Here is a 15,418-nt window from a genome sequence, read left to right on the forward strand (position 1 = left end):
GGCACCCGCACACAGGGTGAGTTCGACCAGGGCCCCACCCTCCTGTACAGTCTCTTTTCGCAGCGCACCGCAAGGATCGCACTGCGAAACCTGGTCCTGTGGAGCAGTTTGGAGTGCTCGCCACCCTGTCAAGGTGGAGGCCGCGGGTTCAAATCCCGTCAGGACCGCAGAGAAAGAGCCCGGATCTTCGGATCCGGGCTCTTCGCCGTCTGCGCCACCGCTCCGAGCAGACGAAGGCCGCGCCCGCGGCGGAGCCGCAATCGGATACAGCAAATCCCGTCAGGACCGCACAGAAAGAGCCCGGATCTTCGGGTCCGGGCTCTTTGCCGTCTGCGCCACCGCTCCGCCCGGATCCGAAGATCCGGGCTCTTTTGCATGCCCTGACCTCGGCGTAAGCCCCTTGGGCCCGCACACGCCGTCTTGACGGCCCCTCAATCCCTCGGTACCCCAGAACCAGGGCCGTTCCCCGTGCGGCCTTCAGGAGGTGGCGTATGGCGACAGCGACCAGGCACGAGACGCGGGCCCTGCTCCGCGCGCACCTGTCGGCCGCGTCGTCGTACCGGCATCTCACACGTCACTGCCCGATCTGCCATCACCTGTTGAAGCTGGCGATGGAGTCGGGGCCGGGTGCGCCTCAGGCCGTGACGCCGGCCCGGGAGGACGAGAGCCCGGCGCCCGCATGATCCACGAACGGTCTCAACACCCGCCGGAGCAGGGGCTGCTGGAGCCGGAGGCTCCTCTACCGCACCCGTGGCGGAGCTAACAAGCCGCTTGGTATGTGACGGGTGTCACCGCATGAGTTTTGGAAAGTACGGTACTTACACCCCACCTACAAAGGGTCAATTTAATATGTGCAATTGCACCCTGTCCGAGGTGCCGCACACAGCTGATCCGACACCCCTCCCCAGGCTCCTACAAGGCCGCTCACAGCAGGTGCGGCAGACCCACCCCGGGCGCACAAAAAAGATCGCGCTGGACCCGGCGGAGTCCAGCGCGATCTACGACGCACCCTGTTGTATGCCTGGAAAGCTCTGACTGGCTTGGGCGTGGGGCCTGTTGGGGCAGGATCCCGCGTCGCTTGGAGCTGTGGGTCCGGACGCCGCGGCCAGTTGGGGGACCAGCCGGTTTGCCCGGTTATTCAGTTGTTCAGGCCTCGCTGCGCTGCTGCGGGATGCCCGCGAGCAGAGCGCGGACCTCGGCCTCGCGGTAGCGCCGATGCCCGCCGAGCGTGCGGATCGACGTGAGCTTGCCGGCCTTCGCCCACCGCGTGACCGTCTTGGGGTCGACACGGAACATGGTGGCGACCTCAGCCGGGGTCAGCAGCGGCTCGGCATCAGGGGTGCGAGCGGTCATGAGCGGCCTCCTCGGGAGAACCGAACCTTCTCGGTTCTTTCCTCTAAATTCTGCACCTTGACCCGCGTTGCCCGAAATGGCGGACGCGAGTCGAGTCGGTTATAGGACGAACGGCTTGTCCTCGGCACTACAACTACACCATCTGTCCAGCCGCGTCGGCCAAACCGATGGAATTGCCCCTCCAGGTGTTCATCAGCGACGGAAGCCGATGGACCATGCCATAGCGGACAGTCACACCGCTGTGACGATCAGTCACAGGGCGATCAGGAAGTCACCAGACCCCCCAAAGCGTGCAATGCTGAGATTCCGCCCATAGTGCAGCACTACAGGACGGAAGGAGTCCTCCCCGGACTCCTTGTCCTATTTTGGCATGAGGAGGGGCAAGGGACGCAAGAGCCTCGTACGTGTAGTCCGTCACGCTTGGCCTACTTGAGAGGTCTGCCCGGATCGGGCCCTACGTCCCTTGTTGACGAAGCCTCAGGAGACGCACAGCCCGCTACAGGAACTCGGTGCGAGGACGAAACCCCAAATCGGGCGGTTCGTCAAACGTCAGTTCGTGACCGAATGCGAGCGTTCTGTACGGACATCAAGGTCAGACGTCAGTTGGCCGACCGAAGATTCCGTACGGAACGCCACCGCTCCACGAGCCGGGCGTACGCCTCCCCCGCACCGGCCCCGTCGCCCCTGCGCAGCGCGGCGATGCCCTCGGCCACGTCCGCCGCGGAGTGGTCGTCCTCCAGGGTCCCGGCCGGCACCACGTGCACCAGGCCGCCGTAGTCCAGCTCCACGAGCGAGCGCGGGTGGAACTCCTCCAGCCAGCGGCCGACGTCCATCAGGCCGTCGATCAGCGGCCCTTCGTTCATGGCCTCCCTCAGGGCCCGCAGGCCCCGGGCCACCCGCCGCCGGGCCTGGACCATGGGAGTGCGGTAGCGCAGCACGGGCGGGCTGTCGCCGGACGCGCCCTTGTCGTACTCGCGCTCCTCGTCGGAGACCAGCACGAACCAGTTGATCGGCACCTGCCAAGTGGCCGTACGGATCCACGGCCGGGCGTCCGGGTTGATCGTCAGCCACCGCTCGTAGTCCTGGGCGGCCTGACGCCGCAGCACGGGCGGCAGGACCGCGTCCATGACCGGCGGGGGGAGCTCCTCGGAGAGCTCGTCCAGAGCCAGCCAGCCGCGCAGCCGGGTACGCCAGGGGCAGACGCAGACGACTCCGTCCACGTCGAGGACGAAGGCGTCGTCGCTCTCGTGCACCGGCACCGGGACCGGCGGGGTGGGGGCCAAGTCGGCGAGGGCCCGGCGGAGTTCGTCCTGGTACGAAGGGCGGTCCGCGCGGCGGGCGTAGCGGGCCCACTGGCTGCGCTCCGGCTCGGGGAAGGCGGCCAGCGGTTCGTACACGCGCAGGTAGGTCGTGTAGGGGACGATCACCGAGGTCACCTTGGGCACGCCTGCTCCCTCCCCCGCGCACCGCCGTGAAAACCTGCGGAGGCCACTCACGATCGCGCGGGAAATCTATGCAAATCGTCGCACGCGTGTACTCCGGTCGGAGGTGATCCTGTGCACTGTGCGGCCGGCGGGGCCACCAGGCTCTAATCTCATGCTCAACAGTCCCCGCCACCCGCACGAGGGCTGGTCTCCACCCGCCGCACCTACTCAGGAGTCACCACAGTGACCGACGTAACCGGCGCACCTGCTGATGTACTGCACACCCTGTTCCACTCGGACCAGGGAGGACATGAGCAAGTCGTGCTCTGCCAGGACCGCGCGAGCGGCCTCAAGGCCGTCATCGCCCTCCACTCCACCGCCCTGGGCCCCGCGCTCGGCGGTACGCGCTTCTACCCGTACGCGACCGAGGCCGAGGCCGTCGCCGACGCGCTGAACCTCGCCCGCGGGATGTCGTACAAGAACGCCATGGCCGGTCTCGACCACGGCGGCGGCAAAGCCGTGATCATCGGCGACCCGGACGAGATCAAGAGCGAGGAGCTGCTCCTCGCCTACGGCCGCTTCGTCGCCTCCCTCGGCGGCCGCTACGTCACCGCCTGTGACGTCGGCACGTATGTCGCCGACATGGACGTCGTGGCCCGCGAGTGCCGCTGGACGACCGGCCGCTCGCCGGAGAACGGCGGCGCCGGGGACTCCTCCGTCCTCACCGCCTTCGGCGTCTACCAGGGCATGCGGGCCTCCGCGCAGCATCTGTGGGGCGACCCCTCGCTGCGTGGGAAGCGGGTCGGCATCGCCGGTGTCGGCAAGGTCGGCCACCACCTGGTGGAGCACCTGCGGGCCGAGGGCGCCGAGGTGCTCATCACCGACGTGCGCGAGGAGGCCGTGGGGCGGATCCTCGCGGCGCACCCGACGGGCGTGACGGCCGTCGCCGACACCGCGACCCTGATCCGCGCCGAGGGCCTCGACATCTACGCCCCGTGCGCGCTCGGCGGTGCCCTGAACGACGACACCGTGCCCGCGCTCACCGCCAAGGTGGTCTGCGGCGCCGCCAACAACCAGCTCGCCCACCCGGGCGTGGAGAAGGACCTCGCCGACCGCGGGATCCTCTACGCGCCGGACTACGTGGTAAACGCCGGCGGTGTCATCCAGGTCGCGGACGAGCTGCACGGCTTCGACTTCGACCGGTGCAAGGCGAAGGCGTCGAAGATCTTCGACACCACGCTGGCCATATTCGCACGTGCGAAGGAAGACGGTATTCCGCCGGCCGCCGCGGCCGACCGGATCGCCGAGCAGCGGATGCACGACGCGATCCTGGCCCACCGGGGGCGCTGACCCCGGGGCGGTGCGGGACTGATCCACGCAGTCTCGTACGTTTGGCCGGTACCCGCCGGTGGGCAGTTAGAGAGAACTCTCACTTCTACCGGCGGGTCGACCGCCGATAAGTGGTTAAAATCGCGGTTGACCAGCGAGGACGGGGCGCCTCGAAGGTCCTGGGCGCGGGCACGTCATGCGGGCGACGTACCGTATGGGCGCGGGCTCAGGTACCGTGGAAGCCCTACGGACCGGTCTCTCCGCGGAGAGTCCGTGCCGGACCATGAACGCGTGTCAAGACTCTGGGGCCGTCGAGCCCCGTCGTTGAGGGGGTCGAGCCATGGGGCGCGGCCGGGCCAAGGCCAAGCAGACGAAGGTCGCCCGCCAGCTGAAGTACAACAGCGGTGGGACTGACCTCTCACGCCTGGCCGAGGAGCTGGGTGCATCGCCTTCGAATCCGCAGCCGCCTAACGGCGAGCCGCTCGAAGACGATGATCAGGACGAGGACCTGTACGCACGGTACGCCGACCTCTATGAGGACGACGACGACGAGGACGACCAGTCCTCGCAGCATCGTCGCGGCGCTTGACCCTGCACTGAGCACTTGCCCGGTCGGTGACTTCGGTCACCGACCGGGTTCTGTGCTGCCCGCAGGGGCATGACCCCCGTGCCTCAGCTCGCGTAGTCACCGATCAGGGCGGCACCAGTGGTGTGCTCGCCCCGGTCCGTGATCTCTCCGGCCACCCAGGCGTCCACGCCTCGGTCGGCGAGGGTCGTCAGAGCCACGTCCACGGACTCCTGCGGCACGATCGCGATCATGCCGACGCCCATGTTCAGGGTCTTCTCGAGCTCCAGGCGCTCGACGCTGCCCGTGCGGCCGACGAGGTCGAAGATCGGGGCCGGCGTCCAGGTGGAGCGGTCGACGATCCCGTGCAGCTCGTCCGGGATCACCCGGGCGAGGTTGGCCGCGAGGCCGCCGCCGGTGATGTGGCTGAAGGCGTGCACCTCGGTGGTGCGCATCAGGGCCAGGCAGTCCAGCGAGTAGATCTTCGTGGGCTCCAGGAGCTCCTCGCCGAGGGTGCGGCCGAGCTCCTCGATGTGCGCGTCCAGGGCCAGGCCCGCCTGGTTCAGCAGGACGTGGCGGACGAGGGAGTACCCGTTCGAGTGAAGACCGGAGGACGCCATGGCGATCACCGCGTCACCCGTCCGGATGCGATCCGCGCCGAGCAGCCGGTCGGCCTCCACGACGCCCGTACCGGCGCCTGCGACGTCGAAGTCGTCCTCGCCCAGCAGGCCCGGGTGCTCGGCCGTCTCACCGCCGACCAGGGCGCAGCCGGCGAGTACACAGCCCTCGGCGATGCCCTTGACGATGGCGGCGACGCGCTCGGGGTGGACCTTGCCGACGCAGATGTAGTCGGTCATGAACAGGGGCTCGGCGCCGCAGACCACGATGTCGTCCATGACCATGGCGACCAGGTCGTGGCCGATGGAGTCGTAGACGCCGAGCTGGCGGGCGATGTCGACCTTGGTGCCGACACCGTCCGTGGCGGAGGCGAGCAGCGGCCGCTCGTAGTTCTTCAGGGCGGAGGCGTCGAAGAGGCCGGCGAAGCCGCCGAGGCCGCCGAGGACCTCGGGGCGCTGGGCCTTCTTCACCCACTCCTTCATCAGTTCGACGGCGCGGTCGCCGGCTTCGATGTCGACGCCCGCGGCTGCGTAGCTGGCACCGGTTGTGTCAGGCATGACGATAAGAACCTTTGTGTCGTACGGCAGGTGTTACGGGCCGTCTACGGGCGGCGGATCGCGTCGGCGGCGGCCGTGGCGGCCGGGCCGGCGGCCAGCTCCGTCTCCAGCAGCTGCTTGCCGAGCAGCTCGGGGTCCGGGAGCTCCATCGGGTACTCGCCGTCGAAGCAGGCGCGGCACAGGTTCGGCTTGGCGATGGTGGTCGCCTCGATCATGCCGTCGATGGAGATGTAGGCCAGGGAGTCGGCGCCCAGGGAGGTGCCGATCTCGTCGATCGTCATGCCGTTGGCGATGAGCTCGGCGCGGGTGGCGAAGTCGATGCCGAAGAAGCAGGGCCACTTCACGGGCGGCGAGGAGATCCGGATGTGGACCTCGGCCGCGCCCGCCTCGCGGAGCATGCGGACCAGGGCCCGCTGGGTGTTGCCGCGCACGATCGAGTCGTCGACGACGACCAGGCGCTTGCCCTTGATGACTTCCTTCAGCGGGTTCAGCTTCAGGCGGATGCCCAGCTGGCGGATGGTCTGCGAGGGCTGGATGAACGTCCGGCCGACGTACGCGTTCTTGACGAGGCCGGCGCCGAACGGGATGCCGGAGGCCTCCGCGTAGCCGATCGCCGCGGGCGTGCCCGATTCCGGGGTCGCTATCACCAGGTCGGCCTCGACGGGCGCTTCCTTGGCGAGCTTGCGGCCCATCTCCACGCGGGAGAGGTACACGTTCCGGCCGGCGATGTCGGTGTCCGGGCGGGCCAGGTAGACGTACTCGAAGACACAGCCCTTGGGCTTCGCGTCCGCGAATCGGGAGGTTCGCAGGCCGTTCTCGTCGATGGCGACGAACTCGCCCGGCTCGATCTCCCGGACGTAGCTGGCGCCGCAGATGTCGAGGGCGGCGGACTCGGAGGCGACGACCCAGCCGCGCTCCAGCCGACCGAGGACCAGCGGGCGGATGCCCTGCGGGTCCCGGGCCGCGTACAGGGTGTGCTCGTCCATGAAGACGAGCGAGAAGGCGCCCCGGACCTTCGGGAGGACCGTGTGAGCGGCCTCCTCGATGGTCAGCGGCTTGCCGTCCTCGTCGACCTGGGCCGCGAGAAGCGCGGTGAGCAGGTCGGTGTCGTTGGTCGCCGCGACGCGCGGGGTGCGTCCGCCGTCCTGCTTGGGCAGGTCGGCGACCATCTCGGCGAGCTGGGCGGTGTTGACGAGATTGCCGTTGTGGCCGAGCGCGATGGATCCGTGTCCGGTCGCGCGGAAGGTCGGCTGGGCGTTCTCCCAGACGGAGGCACCGGTGGTCGAGTAGCGGGCGTGACCGACCGCGATGTGACCCTGGAGCGAACCGAGGGAGGTCTCGTCGAAGACCTGGGAAACCAGGCCCATGTCCTTGAAGACGAGGATCTGTGAGCCGTTGCTGACCGCGATTCCCGCGGATTCCTGGCCTCGATGCTGGAGGGCGTAGAGCCCGAAGTACGTGAGCTTGGCGACCTCTTCGCCCGGAGCCCAGACACCGAAGACGCCGCAAGCGTCCTGGGGGCCCTTCTCACCGGGGAGCAGGTCGTGGTTGAGTCGTCCGTCACCACGTGGCACGCCACCGAGTGTAGGCGAGGTCGACCACTGGTCCGAATTGGGGATACCGGACTTTCCGGTGGATCACCGCTCGGCGACGGCTCGCACACTCGTACCGTTTGCGCTGGTCAGCGTCAGGGTTTGGTGATCGACTCCGTACTTCAGCTTCCCGTCGAAAAGGCGCAGCAGCGTCTTCTCGCTGTCCATGAGTGAGTCTTCGCACATCATTCGGGTCGTGGCCGGGGGGCCGACGGTGATATGGCCGTCGCTGACCGTGGCCTTCGCGTTCACCTTGTTGCAGCCGAGGCTGCCGGAGACCGTGCCCTTCTTCGCGTCGAAGGTGAGGTGGGCCCGGCCGTCGGCGTCCGGGGTGGTGACGGTCCACTTGGTGCCGGCCAGCGGGGCGTCCTTCGCCTTGGTCAGGCGGACGGTGTCGCCGCCATCGGTGGTGAGGGTGAGGCGGTCGTCGTCCACCTTCGCCTTCAGCTCCTGGTCGGAGAAGGCCCGCGCGAGGGTCGTCTCGAACTCCATGGGCTTGTTCTCGCAGGCCATCTCGGTGGACCTGGTCTTGCCCAGCCGGACGCGGTCGCCGTCGACGGTGGCCTCGGCGCTGAACTCGTTGCAGCCGAGGCTGCCCTCGGCCCGGCCGTGGTCGAAGGTCACGTGGGCGCCGGTGGGGGCCTTCTGCGTCCTGCCGTCCGCGGTGACGCTGTCCACGCTCCACCGCACGCCGGTGACCGGCTTGTCGGCACCGACCGAGCCGCTGCCGCTGTCCGCCTTCTCGCTGCCGCAGGCCGCCATGAGCGGGACGAGCATGGCGGCGGCCGTCAGGGTCATGCGCTGCTTCTGCCTGTCCATGCCACTTCGACGGGGGACCCGGGGGGATCGGTTCCCCTTACGGCGGGGATTCCTTCTGATGCCAAGAGCATTCAGGCGAACGGGCGTCCGGTGCTCAGGCCAGCAGCGGCAGGAGGGCCGACAGGTCCGCGCGCTCCCCGCTCGCGCTGACCTTGGCGTCCCGGAGGGCCTCGGCCCAGGCCAGCCGCCCGGTGGCCAGCCGGATCCAGGTCAGCGGGTCCGTCTCGACGACGTTGGGCGGGGTGCCCCGCGTGTGCCTCGGCCCCGCCACGCACTGCACCACCGCGTACGGCGGCACCCTCACCTCCGTCGAACCGCCGGGCGCCTTCGCGGCGAGCGCGTCGGCCAGCAGCCGGGTGCAGGCGGCCAGGGCCTGCCGGTCGTAGGGGATGTCCAGGCCGGGGACGGCGGCGTTCAGGTCGTCGGTGTGGACGACGAGTTCGACCGTGCGGGTGACCAGGTAGTCGGCGAGCGGCAGGGCGCCGGCGCTGGTGGCGAGCAGCCGGGTGCCGGGGTGGGCGGCGAGGTCGGCGGTGAAGCGCTCCTCGACGGCCGCGAGGTGGGCGGCCGGGTCGGGGTGGCTGCCGGCCGGCTCGCGGGCGTGGGCGGCGATGTCCGGGGCGTCGGCCGCGATCGCGGCGGGCCAGTCGAGCAGCGTGCCGTCCTGCTTGGCCGGCTCCGGCAGGCCGGTCAGCCGGGAGACCGCCGCGAGGCTCATCCCGACGTGGGCCACCAGCTCGCGGACGGTCCAGTCGCCCAGCCGGGTGGGCAGGGCGAGCTGCTCGGCGGTGAGCCCGGCGGCAGCGGACCGCACGTTCCCGAACTGGGCGAGCACCGCCGTGCGGATCTTGGCGGGGTCGTAGCTGCGGGTGCGCTTCCTGGCCGGTGGCATGGGGGTCAGCCTAAGCGGGGGCTGTGACAGTCAGGGGGGCTCGGAGGTCTCCGGGGGTGCCCGCCGGTCCGGGTACGGCGAAGCCCCCGTCCGGCTGACCCGGGCGGGGGCTTCGGCGTGGTCGCCTACTTCAGCAGCGCCGGGATCGTGCCCTCGTGCGTCTCGCGCAGCTCGGCCAGGGTGAGCGCGAACTCGCCCTGGACGTCCACGACATCACCGTCGACGACACCGATGCGGGTGACCGGGAGGCCCCGCGCACCGCACATGTCGTTGAAACGGACCTCCTCGGAGCGCGGCACGGCCACCACGGCGCGGCCCGCCGACTCGGAGAAGAGGAAGGTGAAGGCGTCCAGACCGTCCGGGACGATCAGGCGGGCGCCCTTGCCGCCCAGCAGCGCCGACTCGACGACCGCCTGGATCAGACCGCCGTCGGACAGGTCGTGCGCGGAGTCGATCATGCCGTCGCGGGAGGCGGAGATCAGGATCTCGGCCAGCAGGCGCTCGCGCTCCAGGTCGACCTTCGGGGGCAGTCCGCCCAGGTGGTCGTGGACGACCTGGGACCAGGCCGAGCCGCCGAACTCCTCACGCGTGTCGCCGAGGAGGTAGAGCAGCTGCCCCTCCTCCTGGAAGGCGACCGGCGTGCGGCGGGCCACGTCGTCGATGACGCCGAGGACCGCGACGACCGGCGTCGGGTGGATGGCCGCCTCGCCCGTCTGGTTGTAGAGCGAGACGTTGCCGCCGGTCACCGGCGTGCCGAGCTGCTGGCAGGCGTCCGCCAGACCGCGCACGGCCTCCGCGAACTGCCACATCACCGCCGGGTCCTCGGGCGAGCCGAAGTTCAGGCAGTCGGAGACGGCCAGCGGCTTGGCGCCGGTGGTGGCGACGTTGCGGTACGCCTCCGCCAGGGCCAGCTGGGCGCCGTGGTACGGGTCGAGCTTGGCGTACCGGCCGTTGCCGTCCGTGGCGATGGCCACGCCCAGGCCGGTCTCCTCGTCGATCCGGATCATGCCGGAGTCCTCGGGCTGGGCGAGGACGGTGTTGCCCTGCACGAAGTGGTCGTACTGGCTGGTGATCCAGGACTTGGAGGCCTGGTTCGGGGAGCCGACCAGCTTGAGGACCTGGTCCTTCAGCTCCTCGGAGGTCGCCGGGCGCGGCAGCTTGTTCGCGTCGTCGGCCTGGAGGGTGTCCTGCCAGTCGGGACGGGCGTACGGGCGCTCGTAGACCGGGCCCTCGTGGGCGACCGTGCGCGGGTCGACGTCGACGATCTTGCCGCCGTGCCAGTAGATCTCCAGGCGGTCGCCGTCGGTCACCTCACCGATGACGGTGGCGATGACGTCCCACTTGTCGCAGATCTCCAGGAAGCGGTCGACCTTCTCCGGCTCGACGACCGCGCACATGCGCTCCTGCGACTCGCTCATGAGGATCTCCTCGGGCGAGAGCGTGGAGTCGCGCAGGGGGACGTCGTCCAGGGTGACGCGCATGCCGCCGGAGCCGTTGGAGGCGAGCTCGGAGGTGGCGCAGGACAGGCCCGCCGCGCCGAGGTCCTGGATGCCGACGACGAGCTTCTCCTGGAAGGCCTCCAGGGTGCACTCGATGAGGAGCTTCTCCTGGAAGGGGTCGCCGACCTGGACGGCCGGGCGCTTCGAGGGCTTGGCGTCGTCGAAGGTCTCGGAGGCGAGGATCGAGGCGCCGCCGATGCCGTCGCCGCCGGTCCGGGCCCCGTAGAGGATGACCTTGTTGCCGGCGCCGGACGCCTTGGCGAGGTGGATGTCCTCGTGCCGCATGACGCCGATGGCACCGGCGTTGACCAGCGGGTTGCCCTGGTAGCAGGCGTCGAAGACGACCTCGCCGCCGATGTTGGGCAGGCCCAGGCAGTTGCCGTAGCCGCCGATGCCCGCGACGACACCTGGCAGGACGCGCTTGGTGTCGGGGTGGTCGGCGGCGCCGAAGCGCAGCGGGTCGACGACCGCGACCGGGCGGGCGCCCATGGCGATGATGTCGCGCACGATGCCGCCGACACCGGTGGCCGCGCCCTGGTAGGGCTCGACGTACGACGGGTGGTTGTGCGACTCGACCTTGAAGGTGACCGCGTAGCCCTGGCCGACGTCCACGACACCGGCGTTCTCGCCGATGCCGACGAGCATCGCGTCGGACTCGGGGGCCTTCTCGCCGAACTGGCGCAGGTGGACCTTGCTGCTCTTGTACGAGCAGTGCTCCGACCACATCACCGAGTACATGGCGAGCTCGGCCCCGGTGGGCCGGCGGCCGAGGATCTCGACCACGCGCTCGTACTCGTCCTTCTTCAGACCCAGTTCGGCCCAGGGCAGCTCGACGTCGGGGGTCGCGGCCGCGTGCTCGACCGTGTCCAGAGGCGTCCGGCTCATGCGTTGACCAGCTTCTTGAGGATCGAGGTGAAGAACGGGAGGCCGTCGGTGCGGCCGGTGCCGATCAGCGGCTCGACGGCGTGCTCGGGGTGCGGCATGAGGCCGACCACGTTCCCGGCCTCGTTGGTGACGCCGGCGATGTCCCGCTGCGAGCCGTTGGGATTGCCGTATCCATCAGCGGCTTCGCCGCGGACCAGGTACCGGAAGGCGACACGGCCCTCGGCCTCCAGCTGGTCGAGCGTGTACGCGTCGGCGACGTACTGCCCGTCGTTGTTCTTCAGCGGGATGGAGATCTCCTGGCCGGCCGTGTAGTCGGTGGTCCAGGCGGTCTCGGCGTTCTCCACGCGGAGCTTCTGGTCGCGGCAGATGAAGTGCAGATGGTCGTTGCGCAGCATCGTGCCCGGCAGCAGGTGGGCCTCGGTGAGGATCTGGAAGCCGTTGCAGATGCCGAGCACCGGCAGACCGGCCTTCGCCTGCTCCAGCAGGGGCTCCATCACCGGCGAGAAGCGGGCGATGGCCCCGGCGCGCAGATAGTCGCCGTAGGAGAAGCCGCCGCACAGCACCACGGCGTCGACCTGCTTGAGGTCCTTGTCCTTGTGCCACAGGGCGACCGGCTCGGCGCCGGCGACGCGGATCGCGCGCTGTGTGTCACGGTCGTCCAGACTGCCGGGAAAAGTGACGACGCCAATACGAGCGGTCACTTCGCGGCCTCCGCGACTTCCTCGACCCGGATCGAGAAGTCCTCGATCACGGTGTTCGCGAGGAAGGACTCCGCAAGATCATGAATGCGGGCGAGGGCGGCCTCGTCGACCGGCCCGTCAACTTCCAGTTCGAAACGCTTTCCCTGGCGGACGTCCGAGATCCCGTCGAAACCCAGCCGCGGCAGTGCGCGCTGCACCGCCTGGCCCTGGGGGTCGAGGATCTCCGGCTTGAGCATGACGTCGACTACGACGCGTGCCACTGGCACTCCCGGTGTGTGGTGCTGAGCAGGTTCCTTCAGACTACCCGCACAAAATTTCTACGCGCGTTGACTTGTAGGAAACTACGTGACCGTCATCACGATCCGGCATCGACGGACCCACGCACGAAATTTTCGGGAAAGATTCCGGATCGACACCCGGGATCTATTGCGCCCGCCCGTCTCCCACCGCCACCCTTCCAACGAAGTCGCTCCGCTCCCCTTCTTGCTTTTGGACACGCAGAAGGATTTAGTCGGGCTTCACAATGTATTGCCGGGCACTGTACAAATGAATTGGCATAGTGCCGCATGAAGGGACCGATATTCGTGGCGCAGAAGGTCGTGGTCACTCTCTTTGACGACATCGACGGCTCGGAAGCGACGGAAACGATCGCCTTCGGACTGGACGGCAAGTCGTACGAGATCGACCTGAGCGAAGTCAACGCCGGAGAACTGCGGAAGGCGCTCGCGCCCTACGTGGAAGCCGGCCGCAAGCGGTCCCGCTCGGGCAAGGCCTACCGGCAGACGGAGGTCGCCCCCGACCCGTCGGCCGTGCGCGCCTGGGCCCAGGCCAACAAGATGGAGGTCCCCGCGCGCGGGCGCATCCCCAAGAAGGTCTACGAGGCGTTCACCGCCGCGCAGTGACGGCCCGTCGGGACCGGCCCGGCGCCCGCCCACTCGCCCCTCGCGGCAACCGACTTGCGCAGCACCCCGGCTGATCAGCTAGAGTCTGGAGCACGCCGAGGGGCGAGGCCGAAAGGCCCGGCTCACGGAAACATGCGGGTGTAGTTCAGTAGTAGAACATCCCCCTTCCAGGGGGAAGGCGCAGTGTGCGATTCCTGTCACCCGCTCTGCATCGCCGTACCGGCCACTGTCGTGGATCAGGTAGGCTGGTGCCCGCACCGGTCAGTGAAAGCTGATCGGGAGCACATGCGGACGTAGCTCAGTTGGTAGAGCGCAACCTTGCCAAGGTTGAGGTCGCGAGTTCGAACCTCGTCGTCCGCTCGGGAAAGAAGCCCCGGTCCATCAGGACCGGGGCTTCTTCGTGTGCCGCGCCCCGCTTCTGACATTTGTCATGCCGAGTGATGACAGCGCGCACTGCTTGCGGGCCCGAACGGCCGGGACGCTTGGAGCATGGAAACCAACGGACACGAACACGTGATTGAGGTCACTGACCTGCGACGTGTGTACGGGGGCGGGTTCGAGGCGGTCCGCGGAATCAGCTTCTCCGTCCGGCGCGGGGAAATCTTCGCGCTGCTCGGCACCAACGGCGCGGGCAAGACGTCGACGGTCGAACTCCTGGAAGGCCTCGCGCAGCCGGCCGGCGGACGGGTACGCGTCCTCGGGCACGACCCCTACACCGACCGGGCCGCCGTACGGCACCGCACCGGCGTGATGCTCCAGGAGGGCGGCTTCCCCTCCGAGCTCACCGTCGCCGAGACCGCGCGGATGTGGGCGGGCTGCGTGAGCGGGGCCCGGCCGCCCGCGGAGGTACTGGCGCTGGTCGGCCTGGAGGCGAAGGCCGGCACGCGGGTCAAGCAGCTGTCCGGCGGCCAGCGGCGCCGCCTCGACCTGGCCCTCGCCCTGCTCGGCGACCCCGAGGTGCTCTTCCTCGACGAGCCGTCCACCGGGCTGGACGCCGAAGGCCGCCGGGCCACCTGGGAGTTGGTGAGCGCGCTGCGCGACGGCGGCACGACCGTGCTGCTGACCACGCACTACCTGGAAGAGGCCGAGAACCTCGCCGACCGGCTCGCGATCATGCACGAGGGCCGGATCGCCACCACAGGTACCCCGGCCGAGGTGACCGCCGCGGAGCCGTCGCGGATCTCCTTCGAACTGCCCGACGGCTACTTCGTCGGCGACCTCCCGCCGCTCGCCGAACTGGGCGTGACCGGCCACGAGACCGACGGCCGGATCGTGCGGCTGCGCACCCATGAACTCCAGCGGTCGGCCACCGCCCTGCTGATGTGGGCCGCGCAGGCCCGGGTCGAACTGCGCCGCCTGGACGTGCGCTCGGCCTCCCTGGAGGAGGCGTTCCTCGGGATCGCCAAGGACACCTCCGCCCAGCAGGCCACGGGCATGACGACGAAGGAGTACGCGGCATGAGCGCCACGCACACGACCCCCCGCCCGGCCGCGGCGGCGACGACCCCCCTGAGCCGGATGGCCTCTCTGGCCCGCGCCGAACTGACCCTGCTCGGGCGGACCCGCGGCGCGCTCTTCGCCGCCCTGTTCGTACCGCTGGTGATGCCGGTCAGCGTGAAGGCGGCGTCCGAGGACATGGACCTCGCCGGGGCCGGGCTGAGCCCCGGCACCCTGGTGCTGCCCGCCGCGGTCGGCTTCTCCCTGCTGTTCGCCGTCTACTCCGTGCTCGTCGGCGCGTTCGTCGTGCGGCGTGAGGAGCTCGTGCTCAAGCGGCTGCGCACCGGTGAGCTGCGGGACGTGGAGATCCTGGCCGGCACGTCACTGCCGGCGGTCCTCACCGGGCTCGCGCAGTGCCTGCTGCTGGTGGTGGGGTGCGCCGTGCTGATGGACCTGTCCGCGCCGTCCGCCCCCCATCTGGTCGTCCTCGGGCTGCTGTTGGGGCTGGTGATGAGCGCCGCCCTCGCCGCGGCCACCGCCAGTTTCACCCGGACCGGCGAGAGCGCCCAGGTCACGCCCATGCCGCTGCTGATGGTCTCGATGATCGGCTCCGGCATGTTCGCACCGCTGGAACTGTTCCCGGACCGGGTGGCCTCCGTCCTCGAACTGCTGCCGCTGACCCCCGTCGTCACACTGGTACGCGGTGGCTGGACCGGCGACCTCTCCGCGTACGAGGCGCTGGGCGCGCTCGCGACCGCCATGGCCTGGATCCTCATCGCGGTGTTTGCTGTACGGCGGTGGTTCCGCTGGGAACCGCGGCGTTGACCGAAGGGGAGTGACGGGGCG

General features: G+C 69.5%; 15 protein-coding genes and 3 tRNA genes. 9 read left to right on the forward strand and 9 right to left on the reverse strand.

Annotation, left to right across the window (positions count from 1 at the left end; all coding sequences use genetic code 11):
- Positions 1 to 92 precede the first annotated feature (92 nt).
- Positions 93 to 167 (forward strand) — tRNA-Asp (locus IGS69_RS16325).
- 324 nt (positions 168 to 491) lie between these two features.
- Positions 492 to 683: a DUF6274 family protein gene (locus IGS69_RS16330; RefSeq protein WP_190900498.1), complete on the forward strand. Its 192-nt coding sequence runs from the start codon at positions 492 to 494 to the stop codon at positions 681 to 683.
- Between the two features lie 463 nt (positions 684 to 1,146).
- On the opposite strand, the gene bldC is transcribed toward IGS69_RS16330, so the two are convergent.
- Together bldC and IGS69_RS16340 are read right to left on the reverse strand one after the other, a co-directional pair.
- Positions 1,147 to 1,353 carry a developmental transcriptional regulator BldC gene (bldC, locus tag IGS69_RS16335; RefSeq protein WP_003949541.1) on the reverse strand — a complete coding sequence of 69 codons (207 nt, stop codon included), beginning with the start codon at positions 1,351 to 1,353 and terminating at the stop codon, positions 1,147 to 1,149.
- 599 nt (positions 1,354 to 1,952) lie between these two features.
- Positions 1,953 to 2,798 carry a hypothetical protein gene (locus IGS69_RS16340; protein WP_190900500.1) on the reverse strand — a complete coding sequence of 282 codons (846 nt, stop codon included), beginning with the start codon at positions 2,796 to 2,798 and terminating at the stop codon, positions 1,953 to 1,955.
- A 222-nt stretch (positions 2,799 to 3,020) separates the two neighbouring features.
- On the opposite strand from IGS69_RS16340, the gene IGS69_RS16345 reads away from it, so the two are divergent.
- Together IGS69_RS16345 and IGS69_RS16350 are read left to right on the forward strand one after the other, a co-directional pair.
- Complete coding sequence (locus tag IGS69_RS16345; protein WP_190900502.1) at positions 3,021 to 4,127, forward strand: Leu/Phe/Val dehydrogenase; 1,107 nt, start codon at positions 3,021 to 3,023, stop codon at positions 4,125 to 4,127.
- Positions 4,128 to 4,446: 319 nt separating this feature from the next.
- Positions 4,447 to 4,695 carry a DUF3073 domain-containing protein gene (locus IGS69_RS16350; RefSeq protein ID WP_031108294.1) on the forward strand — a complete coding sequence of 83 codons (249 nt, stop codon included), beginning with the start codon at positions 4,447 to 4,449 and terminating at the stop codon, positions 4,693 to 4,695.
- Positions 4,696 to 4,778: 83 nt separating this feature from the next.
- Here the strand turns inward: IGS69_RS16350 and purM are convergent, their stop codons facing one another.
- From purM to purS, 7 genes are all read right to left on the reverse strand, one after another.
- Complete coding sequence (gene purM, locus IGS69_RS16355; protein WP_190900505.1) at positions 4,779 to 5,846, reverse strand: phosphoribosylformylglycinamidine cyclo-ligase; 1,068 nt, start codon at positions 5,844 to 5,846, stop codon at positions 4,779 to 4,781.
- Between the two features lie 44 nt (positions 5,847 to 5,890).
- A complete protein-coding gene (purF, locus tag IGS69_RS16360; protein ID WP_190900507.1) occupies positions 5,891 to 7,420 on the reverse strand; it encodes an amidophosphoribosyltransferase in 1,530 nt (509 codons plus the stop codon).
- A gap of 63 nt (positions 7,421 to 7,483) precedes the next feature.
- Entirely contained in the window at positions 7,484 to 8,257 is a 774-nt protein-coding gene (locus IGS69_RS16365; RefSeq protein WP_190900510.1) for an META domain-containing protein, read from the reverse strand.
- Between the two features lie 94 nt (positions 8,258 to 8,351).
- The gene (locus IGS69_RS16370) at positions 8,352 to 9,149 is read right to left on the reverse strand and encodes a maleylpyruvate isomerase family mycothiol-dependent enzyme (protein WP_190900511.1); all 798 of its coding nucleotides are present in this window, start codon (positions 9,147 to 9,149) and stop codon (positions 8,352 to 8,354) included.
- Positions 9,150 to 9,274: 125 nt separating this feature from the next.
- A complete protein-coding gene (gene purL / locus IGS69_RS16375) occupies positions 9,275 to 11,533 on the reverse strand; it encodes a phosphoribosylformylglycinamidine synthase subunit PurL (protein WP_190900513.1) in 2,259 nt (752 codons plus the stop codon).
- Positions 11,530 to 12,234, reverse strand: coding sequence for a phosphoribosylformylglycinamidine synthase subunit PurQ (purQ, locus tag IGS69_RS16380; protein ID WP_190900515.1), 705 nt, complete (start codon positions 12,232 to 12,234; stop codon positions 11,530 to 11,532). The genes purL and purQ overlap by 4 nt, the downstream gene beginning before the upstream one ends.
- Positions 12,231 to 12,494: a phosphoribosylformylglycinamidine synthase subunit PurS gene (gene purS, locus IGS69_RS16385; RefSeq protein WP_189590372.1), complete on the reverse strand. Its 264-nt coding sequence runs from the start codon at positions 12,492 to 12,494 to the stop codon at positions 12,231 to 12,233. Before purS ends, purQ begins: the two co-directional genes overlap by 4 nt.
- Before the next feature lie 324 nt (positions 12,495 to 12,818).
- Here purS and IGS69_RS16390 point away from each other — a divergent pair, with 324 nt between their 5' ends.
- The 5 genes from IGS69_RS16390 to IGS69_RS16410 all read left to right on the forward strand — a co-directional run bounded on the left by IGS69_RS16390 (position 12,819) and on the right by IGS69_RS16410 (position 15,397).
- On the forward strand, positions 12,819 to 13,136 hold the full coding sequence (locus tag IGS69_RS16390) for a histone-like nucleoid-structuring protein Lsr2 (RefSeq protein ID WP_031109676.1): 318 nt from the start codon (positions 12,819 to 12,821) through the stop codon (positions 13,134 to 13,136).
- Positions 13,137 to 13,270: 134 nt separating this feature from the next.
- A tRNA-Gly gene (locus IGS69_RS16395) sits at positions 13,271 to 13,342 on the forward strand.
- 81 nt (positions 13,343 to 13,423) lie between these two features.
- A tRNA-Gly gene (locus IGS69_RS16400) sits at positions 13,424 to 13,496 on the forward strand.
- 129 nt (positions 13,497 to 13,625) lie between these two features.
- The gene (locus IGS69_RS16405) at positions 13,626 to 14,597 is read left to right on the forward strand and encodes an ABC transporter ATP-binding protein (protein WP_190900517.1); all 972 of its coding nucleotides are present in this window, start codon (positions 13,626 to 13,628) and stop codon (positions 14,595 to 14,597) included.
- Positions 14,594 to 15,397: an ABC transporter permease gene (locus IGS69_RS16410; RefSeq protein WP_190900519.1), complete on the forward strand. Its 804-nt coding sequence runs from the start codon at positions 14,594 to 14,596 to the stop codon at positions 15,395 to 15,397. The genes IGS69_RS16405 and IGS69_RS16410 overlap by 4 nt, the downstream gene beginning before the upstream one ends.
- Positions 15,398 to 15,418: the final 21 nt, after the last annotated feature.

This window comes from Streptomyces tuirus, assembly GCF_014701095.1.
GTDB classification, from domain to species: domain Bacteria; phylum Actinomycetota; class Actinomycetes; order Streptomycetales; family Streptomycetaceae; genus Streptomyces; species Streptomyces tuirus.